Consider the following 22,330-nt stretch of genomic DNA (forward strand, 5'->3'; position numbering starts at 1 on the left):
AGATGAGCACGCACACCACGAGCACGGCGACGAACGCGGCGACGAACGCGGCGAGGAGCACGGTGACCACGCGGGACGGTGCCCCCGACGCCACCGGCACCCATGTGGTCACCGTGGACCAGGCCACCGGCAAGGAGCTGGCCCGCCACCCCGTCGCCGGGCCCGAGCGGGTGGCCGCCGCGGTCGGGGCCGCCGCGGCGGTCGCCGAGGCGTGGTGGGACCTCGGGTTCGAAGGGCGCGCGGCCCACCTGCGGGCGTGGCGCCGGGACATCGCGCGCGGCGGTGAGGAGATCGCGGCGCTCATCCACGCCGAGAACGGCAAGTCCGTCGAGGACGGCCGCGCCGAGGTGCTCGCCATCCTGGGGCACCTGACGTTCGTGATCGACAACGCCGAACGCGTCCTGGGCCGCCGGGATGTCGCCGTCCCGCCCACGATGGCGCACCAGCGGGCGTGGGTGGAGTACCTCCCTCACGGCGTCGTCGGCGTCATCGGGCCCTGGAACTTCCCGCTGGGCACGCCCGGCGCGATCGTCGTCCACGCCCTGGCCGCGGGCAACGCCGTCATCCTGAAGCCCAGCGAGCTCACGCCCGGCGTGGGCGAGTGGCTCGCGCGCTCCTGGGCGCGGGCGGTGCCGGACCTGCCCGAGGTCTTCCAGAGCCTCGTCGGATACGCCGCGACGGGCCGGGCCCTCGTCGCCGCCGGGGTGGACAAGGTCGCCTTCACCGGGAGCGTCCGCTCGGGCCGGGCCGTCGCCGCGGACTGCGCCCCGCGCCTGACGCCGCTGCTGCTCGAGCTCGGGGGCAACGACGGCGTCGTCGTCGCCGAGGACGCCGACCTCGACCTGGCCGCCGCCCACATCACCTGGGGGGCGCTCCAGAACGCCGGACTCGGCTGCATCAGCCTCGAGGTGGCCTATGTCGTCGACGCGGTGCACGACGCCCTGGTGGCGCGGATCGCCGAGCTGGCCGGGCGCGTGCGCGCGGGCAGCGCCGACGGCGACCTGATCGGGCCGATCCCGCTGCCCTCCCAGATCCCGGTGGTCCGCCGCCATGTCGAGGACGCCATCGCGCGCGGCGCCACCCCGCTCGTGGGCGGACCCGGGCCCACCGACGACCGGTATGTCCAGCCCACCGTCCTGGTCGACGTCCCCGCCGACGCGCTCGCCGCGACCGAGGAGACCTTCGGACCCGTCCTGTCGATCGTCCGCGTCCGCGACACCGACGAGGCGATCTCCCTGATCAACGAGGGCCCCTACGGCCTCGGCAGCGCGGTGTTCAGCCGGGAGCGCGGCGAGGACATCGCAAGGCGCCTGCGGGTCGGCATGACCAGCGTGAACGACGCGCTCGCGTTCTCCCAGGTGAGCGGCCTGCCGTTCGGTGGGCGCGGCGACAGCGGCTATGGGCGCAAGCATGGCGACGAGGGGCTGCTCGAGTTCGTCTACCCCCACGCCATCACCGTGAGCGAAGGCCCCGCGGCCGTGCCCACCACGACGTTCGACCGCCCGCCCGGCGCCATGGCGGCGGCCCTCGGCGCGCTCACCGCCCGCCTCCTGGCCGAGGAGGGCCAGCGGTGAGCGACGGCGCGACGGTCTCCACGGGGACCACGGTGTCCATGGGGACCACGGTGTCCACCCGTCTGCGCGTCGACGGCGAGCCGGTGGAGCTCTCCGTCGACGCCAGGGTGACGCTGCTCGACGCGCTGCGGGACCTGCTCGGCGTCACGGGGCCGAAGAAGGGGTGCGACCACGGCCAGTGCGGGGCGTGCACGGTGCGCGTCGAAGGCCGCACCGCCCTGTCCTGCCTCACCCTGCTCGCCGCCGCCGAAGGCGCCGACGTCGAGACCGTCCACGCGCTGGCGGCCGACCCGCGCGGGGCGCGGCTGCGGGAGGCGTTCGTCGCGCACGACGCCTTCCAGTGCGGGTTCTGCACGCCGGGCCAGCTGATGTCGGCGTTCGCGGCGCTCGACCGGCCCGACCTCGAAGACCCGGCGGCCATCCGGGAGTTCATGTCGGGGAACCTCTGCCGCTGCGGCGCCTACCCGAACATCGTCGCCGCGATTCGCCAGGCGCGGGGCGGCCACGGTGCGTGAGTTCGCGTTCGCCCGCGCCGCCACGGTCGACGACGCCGTCGCCGCGCCCGATGGCGCCATGTTCCTCGCGGGCGGGACGACGCTGGTCGACCTGATGAAGCTGGGCGTGCTGCGCCCCCGCGTGGTCATGGACATCAACGCCCTGCCGCTGCGGGAGATCACGCTCGACGAGGCCGGGCTGACCGTCGGGGCAGGGGCGCGGATGAGCGACCTCGCCACCCACCCCGACGCCGTCCGCGCCTTCCCGCTCGTCGTCCAGGCGTTGCTCGCCGGGGCGTCCCAGCAGATCAGGAACATGGCCAGCATCGGCGGCAACCTGATGCAGCGCACCCGGTGCGGCTACTACCGCGACCCGGGCTCGGCCTGCAACCGGCGCGACCCCGGCGGCGGCTGCGCCGCGCTCGACGGGGCCAACCGCACCCACGCCGTGCTCGGCACGAGCCCGTCGTGTGTCGCGACCCACCCCGGCGACCTGGCCGTCGCCCTCACGGCCCTGGACGCCACCGTCAGGATCGCGGGGCGCGGCGGGGAGCGCGACCTGCCGCTCGCCGCGTTCTACCGGGTGCCGGGCGGGACGCCGCACATCGAGAACGCCCTCGGCCCTGGCGAGCTGATCACCGCCGTCCATGTGCCGTTCGCCGACGGGCACTCCGCCTATGTCAAGGTGCGCGACCGCGCGTCCTACGAGTTCGCCCTCGCCTCCGCCGCCGTTCTCCTCCGGGTGCGCGAAGGCGTCATCGCCGCCGCGCGGGTCGCGGTCGGCGGGGTCGCCACCGTGCCCTGGCGACTGCCCGCGGTCGAGGCGGCGCTGACCGGCCTCCCCGCCACGCCCGGCGGGTTCGACGGCGCCGCGGCGCGCGCGGCCGAAGGGGCGCGCGCCCTCGCCCACAACGGCTACAAGATCCCGCTGCTCAGGAACACCGTCCTGCGCGCGGTGGAGGAGGCGCTCGCCCGGTGAAGGACATCGGGAAAGGGCTCATCGGCACGGCCGTCGACCGCGTCGAAGGACCGGCCAAGGTCGCGGGGACCGCGCGGTACGCGCTCGACGGGACGGCGCCAGGGATGCTGTGGGGACACCTCGTCACGAGCCGGGTCGCCGCGGGACGGCTGCTCGCGCTCGACACCGGGGCCGCCTCGCGTTCGCCGGGCGTCGTCGCCGTCTACTCCCCGTTCGCGCCGCTGCCGATCCCGCCGCTCCCCTCGGTCAGCAACCCCTCGGGCGCCCGCCACGCGCCGCTCGCCGACCCCGTCGTGCACCACCACGGGCAGCCCGTGGCCCTCGTCGTCGCCGACACCCCCGAACGGGCGCGCGCCGCCGCCGCTTCGGTCATCGCCACCTATGCCGCCGCCCCCGCGGTGACCGGCGTCGACGCGGGGCCCGCGACGGTCCCCGGCGACGTCGAGCACGGCGAGGGCGCCGACATCGGCTACTCCCTCGACGGCCGGACCGTCGCACAGGCGCTGGCCGACAGCGACATGGTCGTCTCGGGCCGATACCGCACCGCCGCGCAGACCCATGTCGCGCTCGAACCGCACAGCACGCTCGCCTGGTGGACCGGCGACCGCCTCCATGTCCGCACCGGACACCAGGCGATCCCGTGGCTGGTCGGCGAGCTCGCGGCCACGTTCGGCCTCGACCCCGCCGACATCGACGCGGTCGTGCCGCACGTCGGCGGCGGGTTCGGCGGCAAGACCCGCGCGGGGGTGGACGTCAAGCTCGCGTGCGCGGCCAGCAAGGTCCTCGGGCGCCCGGTGAAGATCGTGCTCACCCGCGCGCAGGTCTTCACGGCCACGGTCGTCCGCGGCATGACCGACCAGCGGATCACGCTCGGCGCCCGCCGCGACGGGCGGCTGACCGCGATCCGCCACCACTCGCGTTCCGCCGAGGCCGCCGTGCTGTCCGACCTGCTCGTGGCCCCAGGGCACGCGGTGACGCGCATGCTCTACGGCGCGGACGCGATGGAGATCAGCCAGCGCGGGGTCACCGTGAACCTGCCCCGCACGGGGTTCATGCGCGGCCCTTCCGAGGTGCCAGGGCTGTTCGCCCTGGAGACCGCCATGGACGAGCTCGCCCACCGGCTCGGCATCGACCCGGTCGAGCTCAGGCTGCGCAACGACACCCCCGTGTATCCCGGGACCGACCTGCCCTGGAGCGCCAAGCGCCTGGCCACGTGCCTGCGCGTGGGCGCGGAGCGCTTCGGCTGGGACGAGCGGCCCCGCGAGCCGGGCGCGCGGCGCGAGGGCGACCACCACGTGGGGTTCGGCATGGCGGTGACCGCCTACCGCGCCGTCCGGATCATGCCCGTGACCGTGGCGGTCACGCTGCGCGCCGACGGGTGCGCCGAGGTGGCCACGTCCGCCGTCGACCTCGGGACCGGCATGGCCACCGCCATCGCGATCACCGCCGCCGACGCGCTCGACATCCCGATCGACCGGGTGCGCCCGCGCCTCGGCGACTCCGCGCTGCCGCCCGGCGGTGTCGCGCTCGGCTCGACGGGAACGGCCTCGGTCACCCCCGCCGTGGCCGCGGCGGCCAGGGCGGCGATGGACGAGGTGCTCGCGTGCGCCGCCGCCGACCCGCGCTCCCCGGCGTACGAGCGGCCCGCGGGCGCGGTGACCGTGTGCGGCGGCACGCTCAGGGCCGGTGCCACGGCCGTCCCGTTCGCCGAGGCGCTGTCGAGCGCCGGGCGTTCGGCCGTCACGGGGACCGGGGCGACCGCGCCGCGCGGCGCCTTCGACGGGGGGCGCGCGCACTGGTCGTTCGGGGCGCACTTCTGCGAGGTCAGGGTCCACCGCCTGACCCGGGAGCCGCGCGTCACGCGCATGCTCGGCGTGATGGACATCGGCCGCGTCGTCAACGCCAAGGCGGCGCGCGGCCAGATCATCGGCGGCATGGTCTGGGGCTTGTCCACCGCCCTGTTCGAGGGGCTCGACTTCGACCCGCGCGGGGCCATGGCCAACGGCAACCTGGCCGACTACCTCGTCCCCGTCAACGCCGACGTCCCCGACATCGACGTCGTCCTGCTCGACGAGCCGGACGACGCGCACAACGAGCTGGGCGTCCGCGGCGCCGGCGAGATCGGCGCCGGTGGCGTGAGCGCGGCCATCGGCAACGCCATCCACAACGCCGCCGGGATCAGGCTGCGCGACGTCCCGATGACCATCGACCGGATGTGGAGAGGAACGCACGACCATGACTGATGTCCACGAGGCGCCCGCGCGGCGCGACGAGCGCGACCAGGGCGACGAGCGCGTCGAGCGGCTGCTCGACCAGATCGCGGACGGGTTCAGCCACCAGGCCCGTTCACCGGTGCTGCGCTCGCCCGCCGAGCACGGCCTGGACTTCGAGAACGTCACCTTTCCCTCCCACGACGGGGTGCCGCTCGAAGGGTGGTTCATCCCGGCGCCGGGCTCGGACAAGCTGGTCATCGCGAATCACCCGATGGGCTTCACCCGCGCCGGGCTGCCCACGCACCTCGAGCCGTGGCACTCGATCTGGGCGCCGAGCGGCAACGGGTTCGAGATCGACTTCGTCCGCGACTACGCGATCCTGCACCGGGCCGGGTACCACGTCCTCGCCTACGACCTGCGCAACCACGGCCTGAGCGGCGCCGCCAACGGCGGCGTCAGCTCGAGCGGGATCTTCGAGGCCCGCGACGTCGTCGGCGCCCTCGCCTACGCCCGCGAGCGCCCCGACACCCGCGACATGGCGATCGGGCTGTTCAGCCGGTGCCTCGGGTGCAGCTCGACGTTCGCCGCCATGACCCAGTTCCCCGAGGCGTTCCACGGCGTGCGGTGCCTCGTGGGGCCGCAGCCGGTGACCGCCCGCACGATCATGGGGCGGCGGCTGGCGGCGCTCGGCATCCCCGACCGGATCGACGACCTGGAGCGGCGGATCGTCCGGCGCACCGGCATCGACTTCGCCGCCCGCAGCCCGCGGGAGTGGGCGAGGAACGTCAGCGTCCCGACGTTCCTCTACCAGGTGCGCGACGACGTGCTCACGCACCCGAGCGACGTCCAGGAGATGTTCGACAACATCCCCGTCGCCGAGAAGGAGCTCCGGTGGATCGAGGGCACGACGGCGCGGTGGGACGGCTACCTCGAGTTCCAGCGCAGGCCCGAGCCGATGCTTGACTGGTTCGCCACCCACATGTCCTGACGAACCGTCACAGGAGCACCATGCACGGTCTTGCCACGGGAACGGCGCGCGCGACGGGGATCGGCCCGCGCACCGGCGCCGCCCTCGTCTTCGGCTCCTCGGCGGCGGTCCTCGTCGTCGAGCTGGTCGCGCTGCGGCTGATGGCGCCCTACGTCGGGCTCACCATGGAGATGAACACCATGGTGATCGGCATCGCCCTGTCCGCGATCGCCACCGGGTCATGGGCGGGCGGGCTGGCCGCCGATGTCATGGCGCCCCGGCGCGCGCTCGGCCCGCTGCTCGTGCTGTCGGGGGTGGTCGTGGCGGCGACGCCGACCCTGGTGCGCCTCGTCGGCGCGGCCGACGGCGAGCTGGCCCTCTTCGTCGGCGGCAGCTGCCTGTTCGCGCCCGCCGCGCTGCTCACGGCGGTGACGCCCATGGTCACCAAGCTGCTGCTCGTCGACCTCGATGCCACCGGCACGGTGGTGGGGCGGCTCTCGGGCATCGGCACGGCGGGCGGCATCGTCGGGACCGTGCTGACCGGGTTCGTGCTGATCTCGGTCGTCCCCGTCAGCGTCATCCTGCTCGCCCTCGGCGCGCTCCTGCTGGTGACCGGCGTGCTCGTCGACGCCTCGCTGCGGGACCGGCGCCGCGGCCGACAGGCGCTCGTGGCGGCCGTGCTCGTCGGCGGCGGCGTCACGGGGAGCGCGGCGGTGCCCAGCGGCTGCGACGCCGAGACGCGTTACCACTGCGCGAGCGTGGTCGACGACCCGGACCGGGAGAGCGGCAGGACCCTCGTCCTCGACGGGCTGCGGCACTCCTATGTCGACCTCGACGACCCCGAACACCTGGAGTACCCCTATGTCCGGGCGATCGCCTCCCTCGTCGACACCGCCTACCCCGAGGGCGAGGCCCTCGACGCCTACCACCTGGGCGCCGGTGGGCTCTCCCTGCCGACCTACCTGGAGGCCGTGCGCCCCGGCTCCACCGGCGTGGTCTCCGAGATCGACCCCGGCGTGATCGACGTCGACCGGGAGCTGCTCGGCGTGGCGACGGGCGAGCACCTCGAGGTGCGGGTGGAGGACGGCAGGATCGGCCTGCGCAGGATCGCCACAGGGTCCCGCGACCTGGTCGTCGGCGACGCGTTCGGCGGCGTCAGCGTGCCCTGGCACCTCACCACCCGGGAGGCCGCCGCCGACATCCGGCGCGTCCTGCGCCCCGGCGGCGTCTACGCCGTCAACGTGATCGACCACGGTGAGGCCGCGTTCGCCCGCGCCGCGGTCGCCACGCTGCTCGCGAAGTTCGCGCATGTCGCGGTCGCGGCGGAGCCGGGCGCGTTCGACGGCACAGGGGGCGGCAACTTCGTGGCGGCGGCCTCCGACACCGCGTTCGACACGGCGGCGTGGAGCGGGCGCGTCGCCGAGCGCGGCGGCGACTGGCGGGTCGTCGACGGCGCCGCGCTCGACGCGTGGATCGGTGACGCGCGCGTCCTGACCGACGACTTCGCCCCGGTCGACCAGCTCCTCACGCCCTACCCGCGCCGCGGCTGACCCCGGCGGGCCGCGGCGAGCCGCCGGGTCGCCCACGTCGGCCGCCGGGAAAGGGGCGGCTTCGCCGCCGACGACCTACGGGACAACGTCATCGAGGCGCTGCTCGGCCTGCGGGACCGCCCGCTGAGCGAGGCCGAGATCAACCCCCATCCGCACCCGTTCCCCTGAGGCGCCATCCGGGCCGACGCCCCAGGGGCCCGGGGCCTCAGCGCCAGGTGTCGTTCAGGGTGACGACGCCGCTCTGTGGCACGGTGGCGGTCCGGTTTCCGCCGCTCTCCCAGGTGACGCCGGTGGCGCCGTCCGCTCTGCGGATGTACTTGTACTGGAAGGTGGCCCCGGCCGGCAGGGAGACGGTCGAGCGCCACACCGGGTAGGTGGCGGCGTCGAGGCGGATCGCCCGCTCGGGGTTCCAGTCGCCGAGCTGTGGCAGGTCGCCGACGGCGTAGATGTGCTCGCCGAGCTGGGTGGTGGCGTTGACATGGAACGCCGCGCCGGTCTGCGGAACGGGGTTGCCGCCGCCGCAGTCGCGGGCGCCGGTGTGCAGGGCGAGCGCGGTGTCGGTGCCGAGGGTGGCCGTGAACCGCCCGGAGCCGTCGACCGTGACCGCCCTGTCGCTCTGCACGTCGCAGTAGGTGCCGGGGGCGAGCGAGGTCTGGAAGGTCCGGGTCAGCGAGGCGCTCTCGTGGTTGATGGTGACAAAGCCCTGGCCGCCGCGGCCGAAGGCGATGGCGTCGCCGCCGTTGTCCCACCAGTCGGTGACGGACTGGCCGCCGGTGGCGTTGCGGAAGCCGACCATGGACTCGATCTCGGGCCAGGCGTGCTGGCACGTCCAGCCGTCCTGCCAACAGGCGCTCACCCGGCCGTTGTCGGGCGGGCCCGCGTCATGGTCGGTGAACTCGTAGCCCGAGTGGACGTCGGGGGAGCCATAGGGCCAGGCCAGCATGAAGACATTGGCCAGGGTGTAGTCGGCGCCGCTCCTGTAGCTCAGGGTGGAGCCGTTGCGCTCGGTGTCGTGGTTGTCGACGAAGACGGCCGTGCCGTCGCTCGGCATGTGGCCCCAGCCCTCGCCGAAGTTGCGGAGATAGGCGAGGTTCTCGTTCTCGAAGACGCGCTTGAGGTCGCGGCCGTAGCGGAACTCCTGCACGTCGCCCGTGCCCCGGTACTCGTCGGGCATGACCGCCTCGCCCGCGCCGTGGATCGCCTCCTGCTTCCAGTAGACGCCGGGGTCGGACAGCCGCGAGCGGATGTTGGCGAGGTCGGCGGCCGGGATGTGCTTGACCGCGTCGACGCGGAAGCCCGCCACGCCCAGCGACAGCAGGTCGTCGAGATAGTCGGCGATGCGCTGGCGGACGTGGTCCTTGCCGGTGTTGAGGTCCGCGAGGCCCACCAGCTCGCAGTTCTGGACGTTGTACCGGTCGCCGTAGTTGTTCCCGATGTCGCGGCGGCAGCTGTTGAAGTCCCCGTCGCCGTAGGACGCGGCCGGGTAGTCGTACTTGGTGTAGGAGGAGCCGCCCGTGCCGGTGCCCGAGCCCGCGGACATGTGATTGATGACCGCGTCCACGATGACGCCGACGCCCGCGTCCCGGCAGGTGTCGACCATGTTCCGGAACTGGGCGCGGTCGCCGAGACGGCTGTTGATCTGGTAGCTGACCGGCTGGTACGCCGTCCACCACTGGCCGCCCTGGATCTGCTCCTGCGGCGGCGAGACCTGCACATGGCCGTATCCCGCGGGGCCGAGGCGCTGGGTGCACTCGCGGGCGATCGAGTCGAACGACCAGTTGAACAGGACGGCGGTGACGTCCTTGCCGCCGGGCGGCGCGGCCTGGGCGGGAGGGGCCGTGGTCAGGGCGACGACGGATCCGGTGACGGCCACCAGGCCCGCGAGGAGCGCGTGACCGATCCTGCGCAGGCCCTTGCCCCGGCGGCCCGCGCTCGTCGTTCTTCCTGCGTGTGATGGTCTACCTGTGTGTGATGGTCTTCCTGCCTGTGATCGTCTACGGGGACTGCTACGCACGTACGCCTCCATGGGAGAGGGGGGTGTCACACCGGTACCAGGGCAACGCGCCGTGCCTGTGGTGCCGCAGAACCGCGGCGGTTCTTGCAGCAAGTGATTGCATGGGGGACCGTAGAACCGGCCGACGGGTCGGTCAACCCTTCGCGCAGAAGCCGGAGTTCCCGTGGTCGAGAGCCCGAAAGGATTCCTGCAAGGTCTTGCCGCCCCATGGCTCCCCCCGGCGGCCACGTCCGAGCGGGTCCACCCCGAATGCCCCTGTCCATGAGCCGGGTGAGGGGGCATAACCTGAGGGACGTCCTGAAGTGAGAGCGGCGGTGCGCCGGTCGAGGGTGACAGGGGTGGCGATGGGCGGCGAGTCCGGGGGCGGTGCCGAGGATCCGCGAGGGCGGGTCGTCCGTAACGACGCGTCGGGCATCCACACGGGGGCGTTGACCCAGGTGGGTGTCGTGCACGGGGATGTCGTCACCACGGTGACCCGAGCGCCGCTCAGGCGGCCCGCGCAGGTGCCGCCGAGCACCCGGTGGTGGTGGAACAGGTCGGGGGCGTTGGCCGAGTGGCGGCGGTGGCTCGACGAGGCGGGGCGGCGGGCCCCCTCCGTCGCGGTGCTCAGCGGGATGCACGGGGTCGGCAAGAGCGAGCTCGCGCGCCGCATGGCGGAGGAGGCCGAGGGCCGGTTCGCCGGGGGACAGCTGTATGTGGACCTGAGCCGCTGGCGGGACACGGCGGGGCGCGTGGACGTCTCGGGCGCCCTGCGCGGGTGCCTGCGCTCCCTCGGGGTCGACGACGGCTTCCTGCCCACCGAGCTGGCGGACCTGGCCAACGCCTTCCGCACCCACACCGAAGGGGAGAGCGTCCTGGTCATCGTGGAGGAGGCCATGGAGCCCGCCGAGGTCAGGCCGTTCATCCCCAAGGCCGACGGCAGCGTGGTCGTCGCCGTGAGCGACGGCAGGCTCGCCGAGCTCGTCGTCAACGACGGCGCCCACTCCCTTCCGGTGGATCCGCTTGACGCGCCCGACGCCCTCGGCCTGCTGACCGCCCGCTGCGGCGATGAGGCCATCGCCGCGGAGCGCGAGGCCGCCGAGCTGCTGATCTCCTGGTGCGGCGGGCTGCCCCTGGCGCTCGGGGTCGTCGCCGGTCAGCTGGCGCTGCACGCCGATCAGTCGCTCTCGGACCTGGTGAGCGACCTCGAGGACGAACGCGCCCGGCTTGACGGCTTCTTCGCCGGGCAGACTCGGAGCGTGGCCGCCGCTCTGACGCTCGCTTACCAGGCATTACCTCCGGAGGGCCAGGTGCTCTACCGGCGGCTCGCGCTGTTCCCCGGCGACGTCTTCGACGCCGATCTCGCGGCCGTCGTCGCCGAGGTGCCCAGGGGCACCGCGCGGAAGCTGCTGCGCGGGCTCCACGACAGCAGCCTGCTGGCCGCCGATGACGCCCCCGGCCGTTATCGCTTCCACGCGTTGGTGCGGCTGCACGCCGCGCGCCTCGCGGCCCGGGATCCTGAGCCCGAGCAGGCGGCCCTCGCGCTGCGCGTGACGCGGCGTCATGTGCGGTGGACCGCGTGCGCGGACCGGGCGCTGATGGGGGGCAGGCTGCGGATCTTCCCGCACGACGACCTGCCGACCGGCGCCGACGACCCGTTCGACGGCGCGAACGGCAAGCGGGAGGCCCTGGCGTGGCTGAGCGCGGAGCGCGCCAACGCGCTCGCGGTGCTGCGCGACGCGGTGGCGCGGGGTTTCTTCGCCGAGGCATGGCCGATGGCCGAGGCCCTCAGCGCCCTCTATCTGCACCACCGTCATGTCCGCGACTGGATCGAGTCGGCCGAGCTGGGGATCGTCGCCGCGTCGCGCGACGGGGAAGGGGGCAACGCGGCGGCCAGGGCCCGGCTGCGGTGCCTGCTGTCGCGGCCCCTGCTCGACCTCGGCGAGGTGGACCGGGCGCGGGACGAGCTCGAGACCGCCGTCGCCGAGGCCGACACCACGGACAACCTGCTGCTGCGGGCGTCGGCGCGGGAGTTCCAGGGGCGGCTGTGGGAGGCCGACGACCCGGCGCGGGCCATCGCGCTCTTCCGGCAGTGCGCGGAGCTGAGCGAGCGGGCGGGTTCGCCGCGCGGCGTGGCGATCGCCCACTTCTTCACCGGCTGCGCCGAGACCGCCGGGGGCCACCCCGAGCGCGCGCTGGCCACCCTGGCCTCGGCGTTGCGCCTGCTCGTCGACGAGGAGACCGGCGAAGGCGACCGGCGGATGGGCGGGCGGGTGCGGGTGGCCATGGGCATGGCCCACCGCGCCCTGGGGCGGACGGCGGAGGCCAGGGCCGCGCTCGCCCGAGGCGCCGACCACCTCAGGAACGCGGAGGCGACGCACTACGAGCTGCCCGCGCGCAAGGTCCTCGCCGAGATCGCCGAGGCCGAGGGCGACACCGCCGCGCTCCGCGCGCACCTGGGCCGCGCGCTGGAGATCCTGGAGGCCGGGGGCGGCCCCGAGGCGGCGGCCGTGCGGACGCGGCTCGACGCCCTGGACGAAGGGGACTGAACGCCCGCCCCCCGCCCCGCCCCCTTCAGGGTGCGGGCCAGGGGCGCAGGCGCACCTCGGCCGAACGTTCCCCGACCCGCAGCAGGAAGACGCCCTCCGCCGGGATGCCCGCGCGCAGGCACGCGTATCCGATCGCCGCGACCAGCCGCGGCTGCGCGAGGGCGCCCGCGACTTCCGCCCGGATCCTCCGGCCGTCGGGCCGACCGAGCAGGACGCCGTCGGACGCGAGCGCCACGGCCGCGATCCGGCAGAACGGGTGGCGCCGCAGCACGTCGTCGATCCGCCGCGCGGCCTCGTCGGGTGAGGCGTGCGCCGCGTCGACGGTGAGCACGGAGGCGCTCTCCGCCCAGGACCGCCCGGGCCCCGTCACCTCGCTCGCCAGGTGGCTGAAGCACCGCGCGGACTCGGGCCGTTCGGGCCGGGAGGCCGCCGGATGGCGGCGCACGTCGACGGCCCAGACGCCCTCCTCCCTCGCCAGGCGGGTGACGACCACCTCCGCGGTGCTCTCCGTGCTCTCGGGAGCGGGAGCGGGGTAGGGCCGCGCGGCCGCGACCGGCAGCGGCGGCTCGGCAAGACCGAGCAGGTCGTAGACCGCCGAGCGCAGGCGCGGCAGCGCCCGGCCCGGCTCGTGGAACGCCCGCCGCACGATGTCGCGGTACCGCAGGAGCCGATGCCGCTCGATCGCCTCCTCGATCTGCTCGCGCAGCCCCTTGCCAGGGTCGAGCGGCGGCGCGGCCCTGCCGAGCGCGGCCATCGCCGTCCCCGGCACCGACTCCTCGCCGAACGCGGCCAGCAGCAGCGGCTTCTCGGCCGCCGCCGCGTAGAGCGACAGCGAGCCGTGGTCGCCCACGACCACATCGGCCGCCGCGAGCGCGGCCTGCCACCCGGCGAACGGCGGGATGAGGATGAGCCCCGCGTCCAGGGCGTCCCGCTGGATCGTGCGCAGCTGCCAGGGGCTGTGGCCGAACCACACGTTCGGGTGCAGCGTCGCGGCCACCCGGTACTCGTCGAGCGGCAGCTCGGCCAGCAGGCGCCGGGGCAGCTCGGGGGCGCTCCCGATCAACGACTCCCCGCCCCACGTCGACGCCAGCAGGACCAGCCGGGGCACGGGCCCCTCGGGGAGCCCCAGGGCGCGCCGGTAACGGTCACGCAGCGGCAGGCTGGCCAGCAGCCGGTCGTGGCACGGATCGCCGACCACCAGGGTCCGGTCGGCCAAGTCCGGTCGGACGGTGGCGAGTTGTTCGGTCTGGGTGGGGTGGGACACGGCGTACCAGGAGCGCAGGGGGGCCAGCAGCGAGGGCGGCACGACGCCGGAGAGCCGCCGCTCGGGGCCTCGGGCGTCGGGGACGAGCTTCTGGAACCCGATGCCGTGCGGAAGGATGAGGACGGGGGCCTCGACATGGTCGAAGCGGGCGTTCTCGCTCGCGGTGATGACGAGGTCGGACGGCTGGCTCGTGGCGTTCTCCCAGGGGATGACGCGCACCCCGCTCGCCCGCAGGAGGTCGGTGACCCCCGCGTGGAACGCCGAGGACCGGTCCTCGCCGAAGGTCACCTCGACGCGCGGGTCCCCGCCGAAGACGCCGGGGAGGACCTCGAGGAGGCGCGCGGTCGATGTCACCGTCCTCGCCACTGCCAGGACGGCGCGCTCGGTGGCGAAGGTCTTCCAGCGCGCCGCGGTGATGTCCGCCGGAGGGCCGCTACCGTTCACGCGACCCCGCAGAAGCGGTCGATAAGCCCGTTCGCTCCGGGCTCCCGGCTCCCGCCATGGACCTCACCCCCAGGCACCTCTCTGCTCATCCGTCTCGGTCGCCCTCCGTCGGACGCGGGCGAACGCCGCGGTCGCCCCCGTTACACCGTAGTGCGCCCTTGGCGCCGACCACCGCCGCGTTTGTCAGCGTACTCATATCCGCACATCCTGCCGGGGGCCTTGCGGCCCGCGTCGGTTGTCTGTGAAGGTGCTGAAGATCGAGCAGCCGGCCGGGGGACGGAGGTGTCGGTGGGGACGCCCGCGATCGAGGTGCAGGGGCTCACTCGGGAGTACCGGACTTCCACGGGCCTGCTACGGCGTACTGCCCGTGTCATACCCGCGCTCCGGGGGATCACGCTCACCGTCGAGCCCGGCGAGATCTTCGGCCTCGTGGGACCGAACGGCGCGGGTAAGACCACCCTCATCAAGATCCTCACCACGCTGCTGCTGCCGACGTCCGGGCAGGCCAGGGTGTTGGGGTACGACGTGGTCTCGGGCCACCGCCGGATCCGTCGCTCGATCAACTTCGTCTACGGGGGAGAACGCGGGCTCTACTGGCGGTTGTCCGCGGAGGACAACCTGCGGTACTTCGCCGATCTCTACCAGGTGCCGCTACGGGAAGCCAACGGGCGGGTACGGGAATTGCTCGAACTGGTCGGGCTCGACGACCGCAGGCAGGAACGGGTCGAGGGCTTCTCGAAAGGCATGAAGCAGCGGCTTCATCTGGCGAAGTCGCTCATCAACCGACCTCGCGTTCTCTTCCTCGACGAGCCGAGCATCGGGCTCGACCCCGTGGCCGCCCGTCAGTTGCGGGTGCTCGTGGAACGCGTTCGCAGCGAGAGCGGCACCACGATCCTGCTGACCTCGCACTACATGTGGGAGATGGAGACGCTCTCCGACCGCATAGCGGTCCTGATCGACGGGTCGATCCGCCACCTGGACTCCCCGCAGGGACTGCGCCTGGCCGCGGTCGGGAGTCACGTCGTGGAGCTCGTCCTCGGGGACGACGCCCGGGAGGAGACGCTGCGCGCGTGGGCCGGGCGCTTCGGACAGGTGGTGTCCGCCACGGCCTCGGGCCGTCGGCTGCTCCAGGTGCACACCTCACGACCGGACGAGCTGAACGCCGATCTGGCCACCCGGAAGCTTTCCGGGATCGCCCACTTCGCCACGCGCGATTCGCAGTTGGAGGACGCGTACGTTCTCATGGTGGAGGGCGCGTAGCGTGTACCTCCGTCCCGCTGCCGCCGCTTTCCGTGTTCATCTGCGCAACACCCTTGCTCGTCCCCTGTTCCAGATCATGCTGTTCGTGCAGCCCTTCACCATGGTGCTGCTGACGCACTACGTCTACGGTCACGCGGGGAGCGGCGCCTCGTTCTACGTCATGTTCGGCAGTGGCATGTCCGGCATGTGGGTCGCCACCGCCTTCTCCTCGGCCGGCGATCTCGGCAGGGAGCGCGGCTACGGCACCATCCAGCCGGTGCTCGCGTCCGGGGTGCCGCTGTGGGTCGTCTCCGCCGGGCGGGCGTGTGGCGCCTTGGCGCTCTCCGTGGTCCCCGTGGTGACATCGACGCTGGCCTCCGTCTTCGTCTTCCGGACCCCGGTGCCCGATGAACTGTCCGTGGTGGGCATGCTGTTGGGCGTCGCCGCGTTCGGCATCGGGTGCCACTCCTTCGGGCTGGTGCTGGGTCATCTCTTCCTGCTGTCCCGGCGCACGGTCGTGTTGCAGAACTTCCTGGAGTGGCCGCTGATCATCGTCTCCGGGGTGATCGTGCCCCTCACGGCCCTGCCCACCGGGGTCCGGTGGTTCTCCGCGGTGCTTCCCATGCGCTGGGGGACGGAGGCGGCGGAGCGGTCGTTCTCCGAGGGCGTCATCCCGTGGCCGCTGCTCGGCGCCGCCGTCGGAATCGCCGCGATCTATTTCGCCGCCGCCGTCGCACTCTCGCATGCCATCGAGCGTCGCGTGCGGACCACGGCCGGCCTGGAGGTGATCTGAACTGTTCGCTGCCAGGGCACTGCGACAGCTCAACTATTCCTATCGCGGTCTCCTGGGCTGGCTGCGCCCCCAGGACTACGCGATCATCATGTTCGTCGAGCCCGGCGTGCAGCTTCTCTTCTTCGGCCTCCTGGGCACGTTCGGGCCCTATGACACCGAGTTCTACGTGGTCGGGAACGCGGTTCGCCTCATGGCTACCAGCGCGCTCTTCGGAACCGCGTCGGTCATTGTCGCGGAACGATCTCAGGGAACGTTGACCGCGCTGCTCGCGACCCCGACGCCGGCGGCCGAGACGTTTTACGGACGTGCCCTGCTCCAAGGGGTCAGTGGCATACTCACCGGCGTATTCACCCTTGGTCTCGGCGTGGTGGTATTCGATCTCGACCTGTCTTATGACGCCTGGGGATGGGCGCTTCTCGCGATGATTGTCACCGCTGTTTCCCTGTCCGGTCTTGGGCTGCTACTGGCGAATATCAGCCTGCTCGGCACCGATCCGAATCTCGTTCTCAACATCGTTTTCTATTCCCTCATGGTGATCACAGGGGCCAATTTCCCACTCTCCGATCTGCCCGCGCCGCTCGCCATGCTCGGTGAGATCACACCGATGACCCACGGGCTCGAAGCGGTGCGGCGTGCGCTCGATGGCGATTCCGCGGGCGTGCTGCCCCTGCTCGGCCAGGAACTCGCCGTGGGGGCATTCTTCGGTCTTGTGGCCGTCGTGGCTCTGCGACGTGCGGAAATCCGGGCCAGGCGCACCGGCACCCTGGAGCTGATGTGATCATTCCGCATGTGAAGCTTTGATGGAACGGCAGATTGCATCCAGGTGGGCATATTGTGTGGCCGCTTGTGGTCTCTTACGCTCTCAACGAGACAGGCGTGCGCTCATGCTTCGACGAGTCTCTACCCGATCGACGCAAATGCAGTGCCTCATCGAACTCATCTAGGAGTCACGAGTGGACGTGGACAAGCAGCCCGTGGAGCCTGCCGCGGATGACCTCACCGAGCTGGAATTCTCACCGCTGACCCCCGACGAGGCCGTCGCGCTCGAGGACCGGATCTATCTGGTCGGCGTACACGCCGACCGCCACCGCGTTCTCTAGAGCGGGCTCCACCGGTGCCGAACGTCGTGCGAGGTGTGGCACCGGCGCCGAGCGGCAGGGATCGCGAGTGACGAGCATGTCAGTCGAGCCCGTCGCGTCCCTGGAGATTCCTGCCCCGCGAGGCGTGGAGCTGGCCCTTGATCGCGAGGAGGCCGCGGTGCGCGCCGCGGTCTCCTCCCTCGATCCGTCAGGGCGGCTGGGGAACGGGCACGATCCGCTGTTCCTCTCCCTCCGCCCGGTGGATCGTCCGCGGCTCGACCTCCGCTATCTGGGGCTGACCCGGGAGAGCGAGCGGTGGCTGTCCCGGGTGGCCGATCCCCGGTTCGCCAGGAGCTGCCGTGACGGCTTGGCCGCCGCCGCCCGCCGGGCGGGGGTGGAAGAACTCCCCGACGACCCCGTCGATCAGGTGGTCGCCCTGATCAACGCCTTCCGGCACGCGACGCCGGACGGAGTCGTGAAGCTCACGGTCATGCCGCTGGGCCTCGGCCCCGAAAGTGGCAGCGGCATCGGCTTCTCCTGCGACCCCAGGACCGGGGAGCCAGGGCTCCACGGCTCCTTCCGGGCCGACTCCGTGGGCGCCGACCTGCTCGCCCTCGGCGGCACCGACCTCGCCGGGACCGCCGCCACCGAGTCGTGGGCCCGTCGGCTCACCGTTCTGCTCTCCGCGGCTCAGGCGCGGGCCGGGCAGCCCGTGCGGGCCGAGTTCGTCGTGGAGCGCGGCAGGCTCTGGGTGCTGGCGCTCACCACCACCGGTTTCTCCGGCACCGCCCGCATGCGCGCCGTACGGGCGCTCGGCGACCACGGGGACCTCACCGCACGACAGGCCCTGGCCACGGTCCGTCCCGAGGATGTCCGTGCCGCGCTCGTCGCATCGGCGGAACAGGTCAACCTCCCCCGCCTCGCCCATGGCACCGGCATCTCCCCCGGCATCGCCAGCGGCCCCGCGGTCTTCAGCGCGGCGGAGGCCACCGCGGCCCGGGAGCGCGGAGACAGCCCGGTACTGGTGCTGCCCGAGTCCCGGCCCGAGGACCTGCCGGGGCTGCTGGCGGCCTGCGCCGTGGTGACGGCGCGCGGGGGCCGCACCTCGCACTCCGCGGTGGTTTCGCGCAGCCTCGGTCGGCCATGCGTGTCCGCGCTCACCGACGCGACCGTGGACGTCCCGAACCGCCGGATCCACCTCGCCACCGGCGACTGGGTCGGTGCCGGGCAGCAGATCACGGTGGATGGCTTCGCCGGCGTCGTCCACCGCGGCACGCCGGCGGCGCGGGAGCCGGTGCCCACCGACCGGGACACCGCCGTCACCGAGGTCCTCGGCTGGCTGGTCGGCGGCGCGGACGGCCTGCCGCGGATGGGCGTGCGGGTCAACGCCGACACGTCCGAGGACGCCGTCCGAGGACGCCGGTCCGGCGCCACCGGGGTGGGGTTGTGCCGACTCGAGCACATCTTCCTCGGCGAGCGGCAGAGGATTCTGGAGCGCGTGCTGACCTCGCGCGGTCCCGCGGTCGCCGAGGCCCTCCGCGAGGTGCACCAGGTGCTGCGCGCGGAGCTGACCGCGATGCTGCGCGTCATGGACGGGCTGCCCGTCACGGTCCGGCTGCTCGACCCACCGCGCCACGAGTTCCTCCCCGATCCCGTCGCTCTGCTGGAGCGCGCGGCGGCCGGTGCGCCGCCCTGGTCCACGGCGGACGCCGAGCGCGTCGCCCCGGCCTTACGGTTGCGGGAGACCAATCCCATGTTGGGCGTGCGTGGCATCCGTATGAGCCTCCTCATGCCCGAGCTCGCCATGGCGCAGATCCGGGCCCTGGTGGAGTCGGTCGCCGTACTCCGTCGCTCGGGTGGCGACCCCCGGGCGGAGCTGCTGCTGCCCATGGTCAGCACCACGGATGAGGTCCGAGCGGCGCGCCGCATGGTGCACGAGGTCTGCGAGGAACTCCTCGGCCCCCGGGAGAGGTCCGCGATCCCGGTCGGCGTGATGATCGAGACGCCTCGGGCCGCGCTGCTTGCGGGCGAGCTCGGGGCCCGGGCGGACTTCCTCTCGCTCGGCACCAACGACCTCACCGCCCTGGTCTGGGGCCTGTCACGGGACGACGCCGAGAGCGAGCTGCTGCCGGCCTATCTCGATCGGGGAGTGCTTCGGGCCTCACCGTTCGAGCGGCTGGACCGCGAGGGGGTGGGCCGACTGCTGGCCCGACTGGTCCGCGAGGCACGGACCACCCGCGAGGACATCCCCATCGGCGTCTGCGGTGAGCATGCGGGCGATCCCGAAGCGATCGGTTTCTTCGCCGACATCGGGGTGGACTACGTCTCCTGCGTCCCGCCGAGCGTTCCGCTGGCCCGCTTCGCCGCGGCCCGCCTGGCGGTCGGCGGGGTCACCACCACGGAGCCGACAGGGCATGAGTCGGCGGACCATGAGGAGAACCCATGGGCGTGACGGACCCGTCCCCTGACATCGAGGAGCGGCGGCGTGCCACGCCGTCGCCGGCGCCCCGGCAAGGAGACGCCTTCGGGCAGTTGCTGCTGGCCACCTTGGACGTCGGCGTCAAGCCCGGCGTGGAGACCGAGATCGTCGAGCGGGACGACGGGCTCATCGTCGCGGCCGACGCCGTGCGTTACTTCCGCCGTCCCGAGGAGTGGTCACCCCAGGTCCGCTGGGCCGTCGCGCAGGCGCGGGGCCGCGTGCTGGACATCGGGATCGGGGCCGGGCAGCATGCGCTGGTCGCCCAGCGCGCAGGCTGCCGAGTGACCGGTCTCGACGTCTCGCCCGGGGCGCTCGAGGTCGCCCGCCGCCGCGGGGTGGGCGAGCTGGTCGCCGGTTCCGTGGGGCAGGTGGCCGAGTTCTTCGAGCAGGGCAGCTTTGACACCGTCTTCATGCTGGGCCAGAACCTCGCCCTGCTCGGCTCACCCGAGCGGGCGGGAGCCGTCCTCTCCGCGTTGTACGACATCACCGCCCCCGGCGCACTGCTCATCGGTGACGGTGCCGACCCCACCCCCGTCTGGGAGAGCCAGCGGGAGTACTTCGAGTCCAACGTGGCGCGGGGGCGCTGGCCGGGGCACTTCACGCTCCGCGTGCGCCACCGGGACATGGCCTCGCCCTGGTTCGACTACCTCTTCTGCACGCCGGACCAGCTTGCCGCGCTGGGCGAGACGCACGGCTGGCGACTCCACGGCGTCCGGCAGAAGGGCGCGAGCTACGCAGCCGTCATGCACCGGCTGTGACCACCGAAGGCTGACAGGGGACGAACATGCGCAAGGCGTTGCCGTTGCTGATCGACCAGGCCACCGCAGCCCCGGCGGAGCCCGCCCCGCCCGCGAGGCGCCTGCGGGTGGCCCTGGTGAACATGCCATGGGCCCGGGTCGACTCACCCTCCATCCAGTGCGGGCTGTTGCAGTCCATCGTCCGCCGGGCGGGCCACGACTGCGATGTGCACTACCTCAACGTCGAGCTCGCCGCCGCGCTGGGGCAGCGGACATACGACGGAATCGCCGAGCGCCCGGACGAGCGCCTGCACCAGCTGGGCGAGTGGCTGTTCTCCTACGCCGCGTTCGGCGACATCCGGCCTGAGGCGGACTACCTGGCCGAGTTCCCCGAAGTCGTCGCTCTCTGGGCGGATGTGAAGGACGCCGAGCGGGGCGATCTCACCGGCTTCCGGCGTGACGTGCTGCCCCGGTGGCTCGACGACTGCCTCGCGGGCGTGGACTGGGGTTCCTACGACGTGGTCGGCTTCTCCTCCACCTTCCACCAGAACACCGCGTCCCTCGCGCTTGGACGCGGACTCAAGGCCCGCTGGCCCGACCTCGTGCTGGTCTACGGCGGCGCCAACTTCGACGACGTGATGGGGGCCGAGTACATCGCTCGCCTGCCGTGGCTCGACTACGTGGTCACCGGCGAGGGCGACAACGCCCTCCCGGCCCTCCTACGGCAGGTGGCCGACCGAACGCGCCATCCGCTCCCCGGGGTTCACCGGCAAGGCGCGGAGCAGGCCGCGACGGGCGAGTCCGTGCGGACGCGGCACCTCGACGAGTTGCCGGTGCCGGACTACACCGACTACTTCGTCGCCCTCCAGCGGCACGGCCGCTCCGCGGTGCTCGGCGACGCGGCCGTCAAGCTTCCCGTGGAGTTCTCCCGTGGCTGTTGGTGGGGGGAGAAACACCACTGCACGTTCTGCGGGCTGAACGCGCTCGGCATGAGCTTCCGCGCCAAGAGCGAGTCGCGTGCCCTGCACGAGCTGGAGGAGCTGTTGAGCAGCTATCCCGCTGTGCACGTGGAGGCGGTCGACAACATCCTCGACATGAAGTACCTCACCACGGTCTGCGCCGAACTGGCGGAACGCCGCTGGGACATGAGCATGTTCTTCGAGGTCAAGGCGAACCTCACCCGGGAGCAGATGTCGGTCATCCAGCGGGCGGGCATCCACCGCATCCAGCCGGGCATCGAGAGTCTGAGCAGCCACGTCCTGGGCCTGATGCGCAAGGGCGCGACCAAGCTGATCAACATCAGGCTGCTGAAATGGGCGCGTTACTACGGGATCTCGGTGCAGTGGAACATCCTCACCGGCTTCCCCGGGGAGACCGACGAGGACTACGGCGAACAGGCCGCGCTCGTGCCGCTGCTCAGCCATCTCCAGCCGCCGGAGGGCATGGGCCCCATCTGGCTCGAGCGGTTCAGCCCGTACTTCACCGACCCCACGTTCCCGATCGGCGACATCCGGCCGCGCGGCAGCTACGCGTACATCTACCCGGAGTCGCTCGATCACTCCAAGATCGCCTACTTCTTCGACTACCGGGCATCCGGGGTGGCGTCCGACGAGGCCCTCCTGACCCTGGGCGCCGCCGTGCGGGAGTGGCAGGCCGGATGGGCGGCGGGTCGGCGGCCTTCCCTGGTCTACCAGCGTCTGCCCGGACGGGTCACCCTCATCGACCGCCGCACGGAGCAGCCACGGCGCGCGGTCATGAGGGGGTGGCGGGCCGACGCCTATGTGGCGTGCGGTGACACCGCGCGTTCTCACAAGAAGATCCACGAGCGGCTGTCGGGCGGCGGGGAGAACCCCTCCCTGGCGGAGGTCACCGCCTTCCTCGAACAGTGCTGCCGGGCCGGAGTCATGGTCTCCGAGGACGGCAGGTACCTCGCGCTCGCGCTGCCGGAGAACCCGGGGTGGTGACCGCGGAAGGGA

General features: G+C 72.8%; 16 protein-coding genes. 14 read left to right on the forward strand and 2 right to left on the reverse strand.

The genetic code is table 11. The features are described from left to right. Positions 1-2 precede the first annotated feature (2 nt). Genes D7318_RS28855 through D7318_RS33110 form a run of 6 tightly spaced genes read left to right on the forward strand, consistent with a single transcriptional unit; the run spans position 3 to position 7,777 of the window. The gene (locus D7318_RS28855; RefSeq protein WP_120700188.1) at positions 3-1,574 is read left to right on the forward strand and encodes an aldehyde dehydrogenase family protein; all 1,572 of its coding nucleotides are present in this window, start codon (positions 3-5) and stop codon (positions 1,572-1,574) included. Next, complete coding sequence (locus D7318_RS28860; RefSeq protein WP_408055552.1) at positions 1,571-2,089, forward strand: (2Fe-2S)-binding protein; 519 nt, start codon at positions 1,571-1,573, stop codon at positions 2,087-2,089. The genes D7318_RS28855 and D7318_RS28860 overlap by 4 nt, the downstream gene beginning before the upstream one ends. Continuing rightward, positions 2,082-3,047, forward strand: a complete 966-nt coding sequence (locus D7318_RS28865; protein WP_220729863.1) for an FAD binding domain-containing protein — start codon at positions 2,082-2,084, stop codon at positions 3,045-3,047. Before D7318_RS28860 ends, D7318_RS28865 begins: the two co-directional genes overlap by 8 nt. After that, positions 3,044-5,290: a xanthine dehydrogenase family protein molybdopterin-binding subunit gene (locus D7318_RS28870; protein WP_120700189.1), complete on the forward strand. Its 2,247-nt coding sequence runs from the start codon at positions 3,044-3,046 to the stop codon at positions 5,288-5,290. Before D7318_RS28865 ends, D7318_RS28870 begins: the two co-directional genes overlap by 4 nt. Beyond that, the gene (locus D7318_RS28875) at positions 5,283-6,248 is read left to right on the forward strand and encodes an alpha/beta hydrolase family protein (RefSeq protein WP_220729865.1); all 966 of its coding nucleotides are present in this window, start codon (positions 5,283-5,285) and stop codon (positions 6,246-6,248) included. Before D7318_RS28870 ends, D7318_RS28875 begins: the two co-directional genes overlap by 8 nt. 20 nt (positions 6,249-6,268) lie before the next feature. Beyond that, a complete protein-coding gene (locus D7318_RS33110; protein WP_183091652.1) occupies positions 6,269-7,777 on the forward strand; it encodes a fused MFS/spermidine synthase in 1,509 nt (502 codons plus the stop codon). Between the two features lie 205 nt (positions 7,778-7,982). Here D7318_RS33110 and D7318_RS28885 read toward each other — a convergent pair whose 3' ends face one another. After that, positions 7,983-9,677 carry a carbohydrate-binding module family 20 domain-containing protein gene (locus D7318_RS28885; protein WP_120700206.1) on the reverse strand — a complete coding sequence of 565 codons (1,695 nt, stop codon included), beginning with the start codon at positions 9,675-9,677 and terminating at the stop codon, positions 7,983-7,985. Between the two features lie 458 nt (positions 9,678-10,135). Between D7318_RS28885 and D7318_RS28890 the strand changes: the two genes are divergently transcribed. Continuing rightward, the gene (locus D7318_RS28890; protein ID WP_147437854.1) at positions 10,136-12,319 is read left to right on the forward strand and encodes a tetratricopeptide repeat protein; all 2,184 of its coding nucleotides are present in this window, start codon (positions 10,136-10,138) and stop codon (positions 12,317-12,319) included. Positions 12,320-12,344: 25 nt separating this feature from the next. On the opposite strand, the gene D7318_RS28895 is transcribed toward D7318_RS28890, so the two are convergent. Next, positions 12,345-14,027 (reverse strand): hypothetical protein, encoded by a 1,683-nt coding sequence (locus tag D7318_RS28895; RefSeq protein WP_120700192.1) that lies wholly within the window; start codon positions 14,025-14,027, stop codon positions 12,345-12,347. Positions 14,028-14,315: 288 nt separating this feature from the next. Here D7318_RS28895 and D7318_RS28900 point away from each other — a divergent pair, with 288 nt between their 5' ends. From D7318_RS28900 to D7318_RS28925, 7 genes are all read left to right on the forward strand, one after another. Beyond that, positions 14,316-15,287, forward strand: coding sequence for an ABC transporter ATP-binding protein (locus D7318_RS28900; protein WP_120700207.1), 972 nt, complete (start codon positions 14,316-14,318; stop codon positions 15,285-15,287). Position 15,288: 1 nt separating this feature from the next. Then, on the forward strand, positions 15,289-16,059 hold the full coding sequence (locus D7318_RS28905; RefSeq protein WP_268987366.1) for an ABC transporter permease: 771 nt from the start codon (positions 15,289-15,291) through the stop codon (positions 16,057-16,059). Positions 16,060-16,111: 52 nt separating this feature from the next. Further along, complete coding sequence (locus tag D7318_RS28910) at positions 16,112-16,837, forward strand: ABC transporter permease (protein ID WP_268987368.1); 726 nt, start codon at positions 16,112-16,114, stop codon at positions 16,835-16,837. A 181-nt stretch (positions 16,838-17,018) separates the two neighbouring features. Beyond that, positions 17,019-17,159: a hypothetical protein gene (locus tag D7318_RS33115; protein WP_183091653.1), complete on the forward strand. Its 141-nt coding sequence runs from the start codon at positions 17,019-17,021 to the stop codon at positions 17,157-17,159. Positions 17,160-17,235: 76 nt separating this feature from the next. Then, positions 17,236-19,590: a putative PEP-binding protein gene (locus D7318_RS28915; RefSeq protein ID WP_120700195.1), complete on the forward strand. Its 2,355-nt coding sequence runs from the start codon at positions 17,236-17,238 to the stop codon at positions 19,588-19,590. Next, the gene (locus D7318_RS28920) at positions 19,581-20,375 is read left to right on the forward strand and encodes a class I SAM-dependent methyltransferase (protein WP_120700196.1); all 795 of its coding nucleotides are present in this window, start codon (positions 19,581-19,583) and stop codon (positions 20,373-20,375) included. The genes D7318_RS28915 and D7318_RS28920 overlap by 10 nt, the downstream gene beginning before the upstream one ends. A gap of 26 nt (positions 20,376-20,401) precedes the next feature. Then, positions 20,402-22,318 (forward strand): RiPP maturation radical SAM C-methyltransferase, encoded by a 1,917-nt coding sequence (locus D7318_RS28925; RefSeq protein ID WP_120700197.1) that lies wholly within the window; start codon positions 20,402-20,404, stop codon positions 22,316-22,318. Positions 22,319-22,330: the final 12 nt, after the last annotated feature.

The sequence above is a fragment of the Streptomyces radicis genome, from assembly GCF_003626575.1.
Taxonomy (GTDB): Bacteria; Actinomycetota; Actinomycetes; order Streptomycetales; family Streptomycetaceae; genus Streptomyces; species Streptomyces radicis.

Excerpts from the sequence above, each read along its gene's own strand:
- D7318_RS28875 (WP_220729865.1), top strand. The coding sequence starts at position 5,283 with ATGACTGATGTCCACGAGGCGCCCGCGCGGCGCGACGAGCGCGACCAG.
- D7318_RS28915 (WP_120700195.1), top strand. The coding sequence starts at position 17,236 with ATGTCAGTCGAGCCCGTCGCGTCCCTGGAGATTCCTGCCCCGCGAGGC.
- D7318_RS28920 (WP_120700196.1), top strand. The coding sequence starts at position 19,581 with ATGGGCGTGACGGACCCGTCCCCTGACATCGAGGAGCGGCGGCGTGCC.
- D7318_RS33110 (WP_183091652.1), top strand. The coding sequence starts at position 6,269 with ATGCACGGTCTTGCCACGGGAACGGCGCGCGCGACGGGGATCGGCCCG.
- D7318_RS28925 (WP_120700197.1), top strand. The coding sequence starts at position 20,402 with ATGCGCAAGGCGTTGCCGTTGCTGATCGACCAGGCCACCGCAGCCCCG.
- D7318_RS28890 (WP_147437854.1), top strand. The coding sequence starts at position 10,136 with ATGGGCGGCGAGTCCGGGGGCGGTGCCGAGGATCCGCGAGGGCGGGTC.
- D7318_RS28855 (WP_120700188.1), top strand. The coding sequence starts at position 3 with ATGAGCACGCACACCACGAGCACGGCGACGAACGCGGCGACGAACGCG.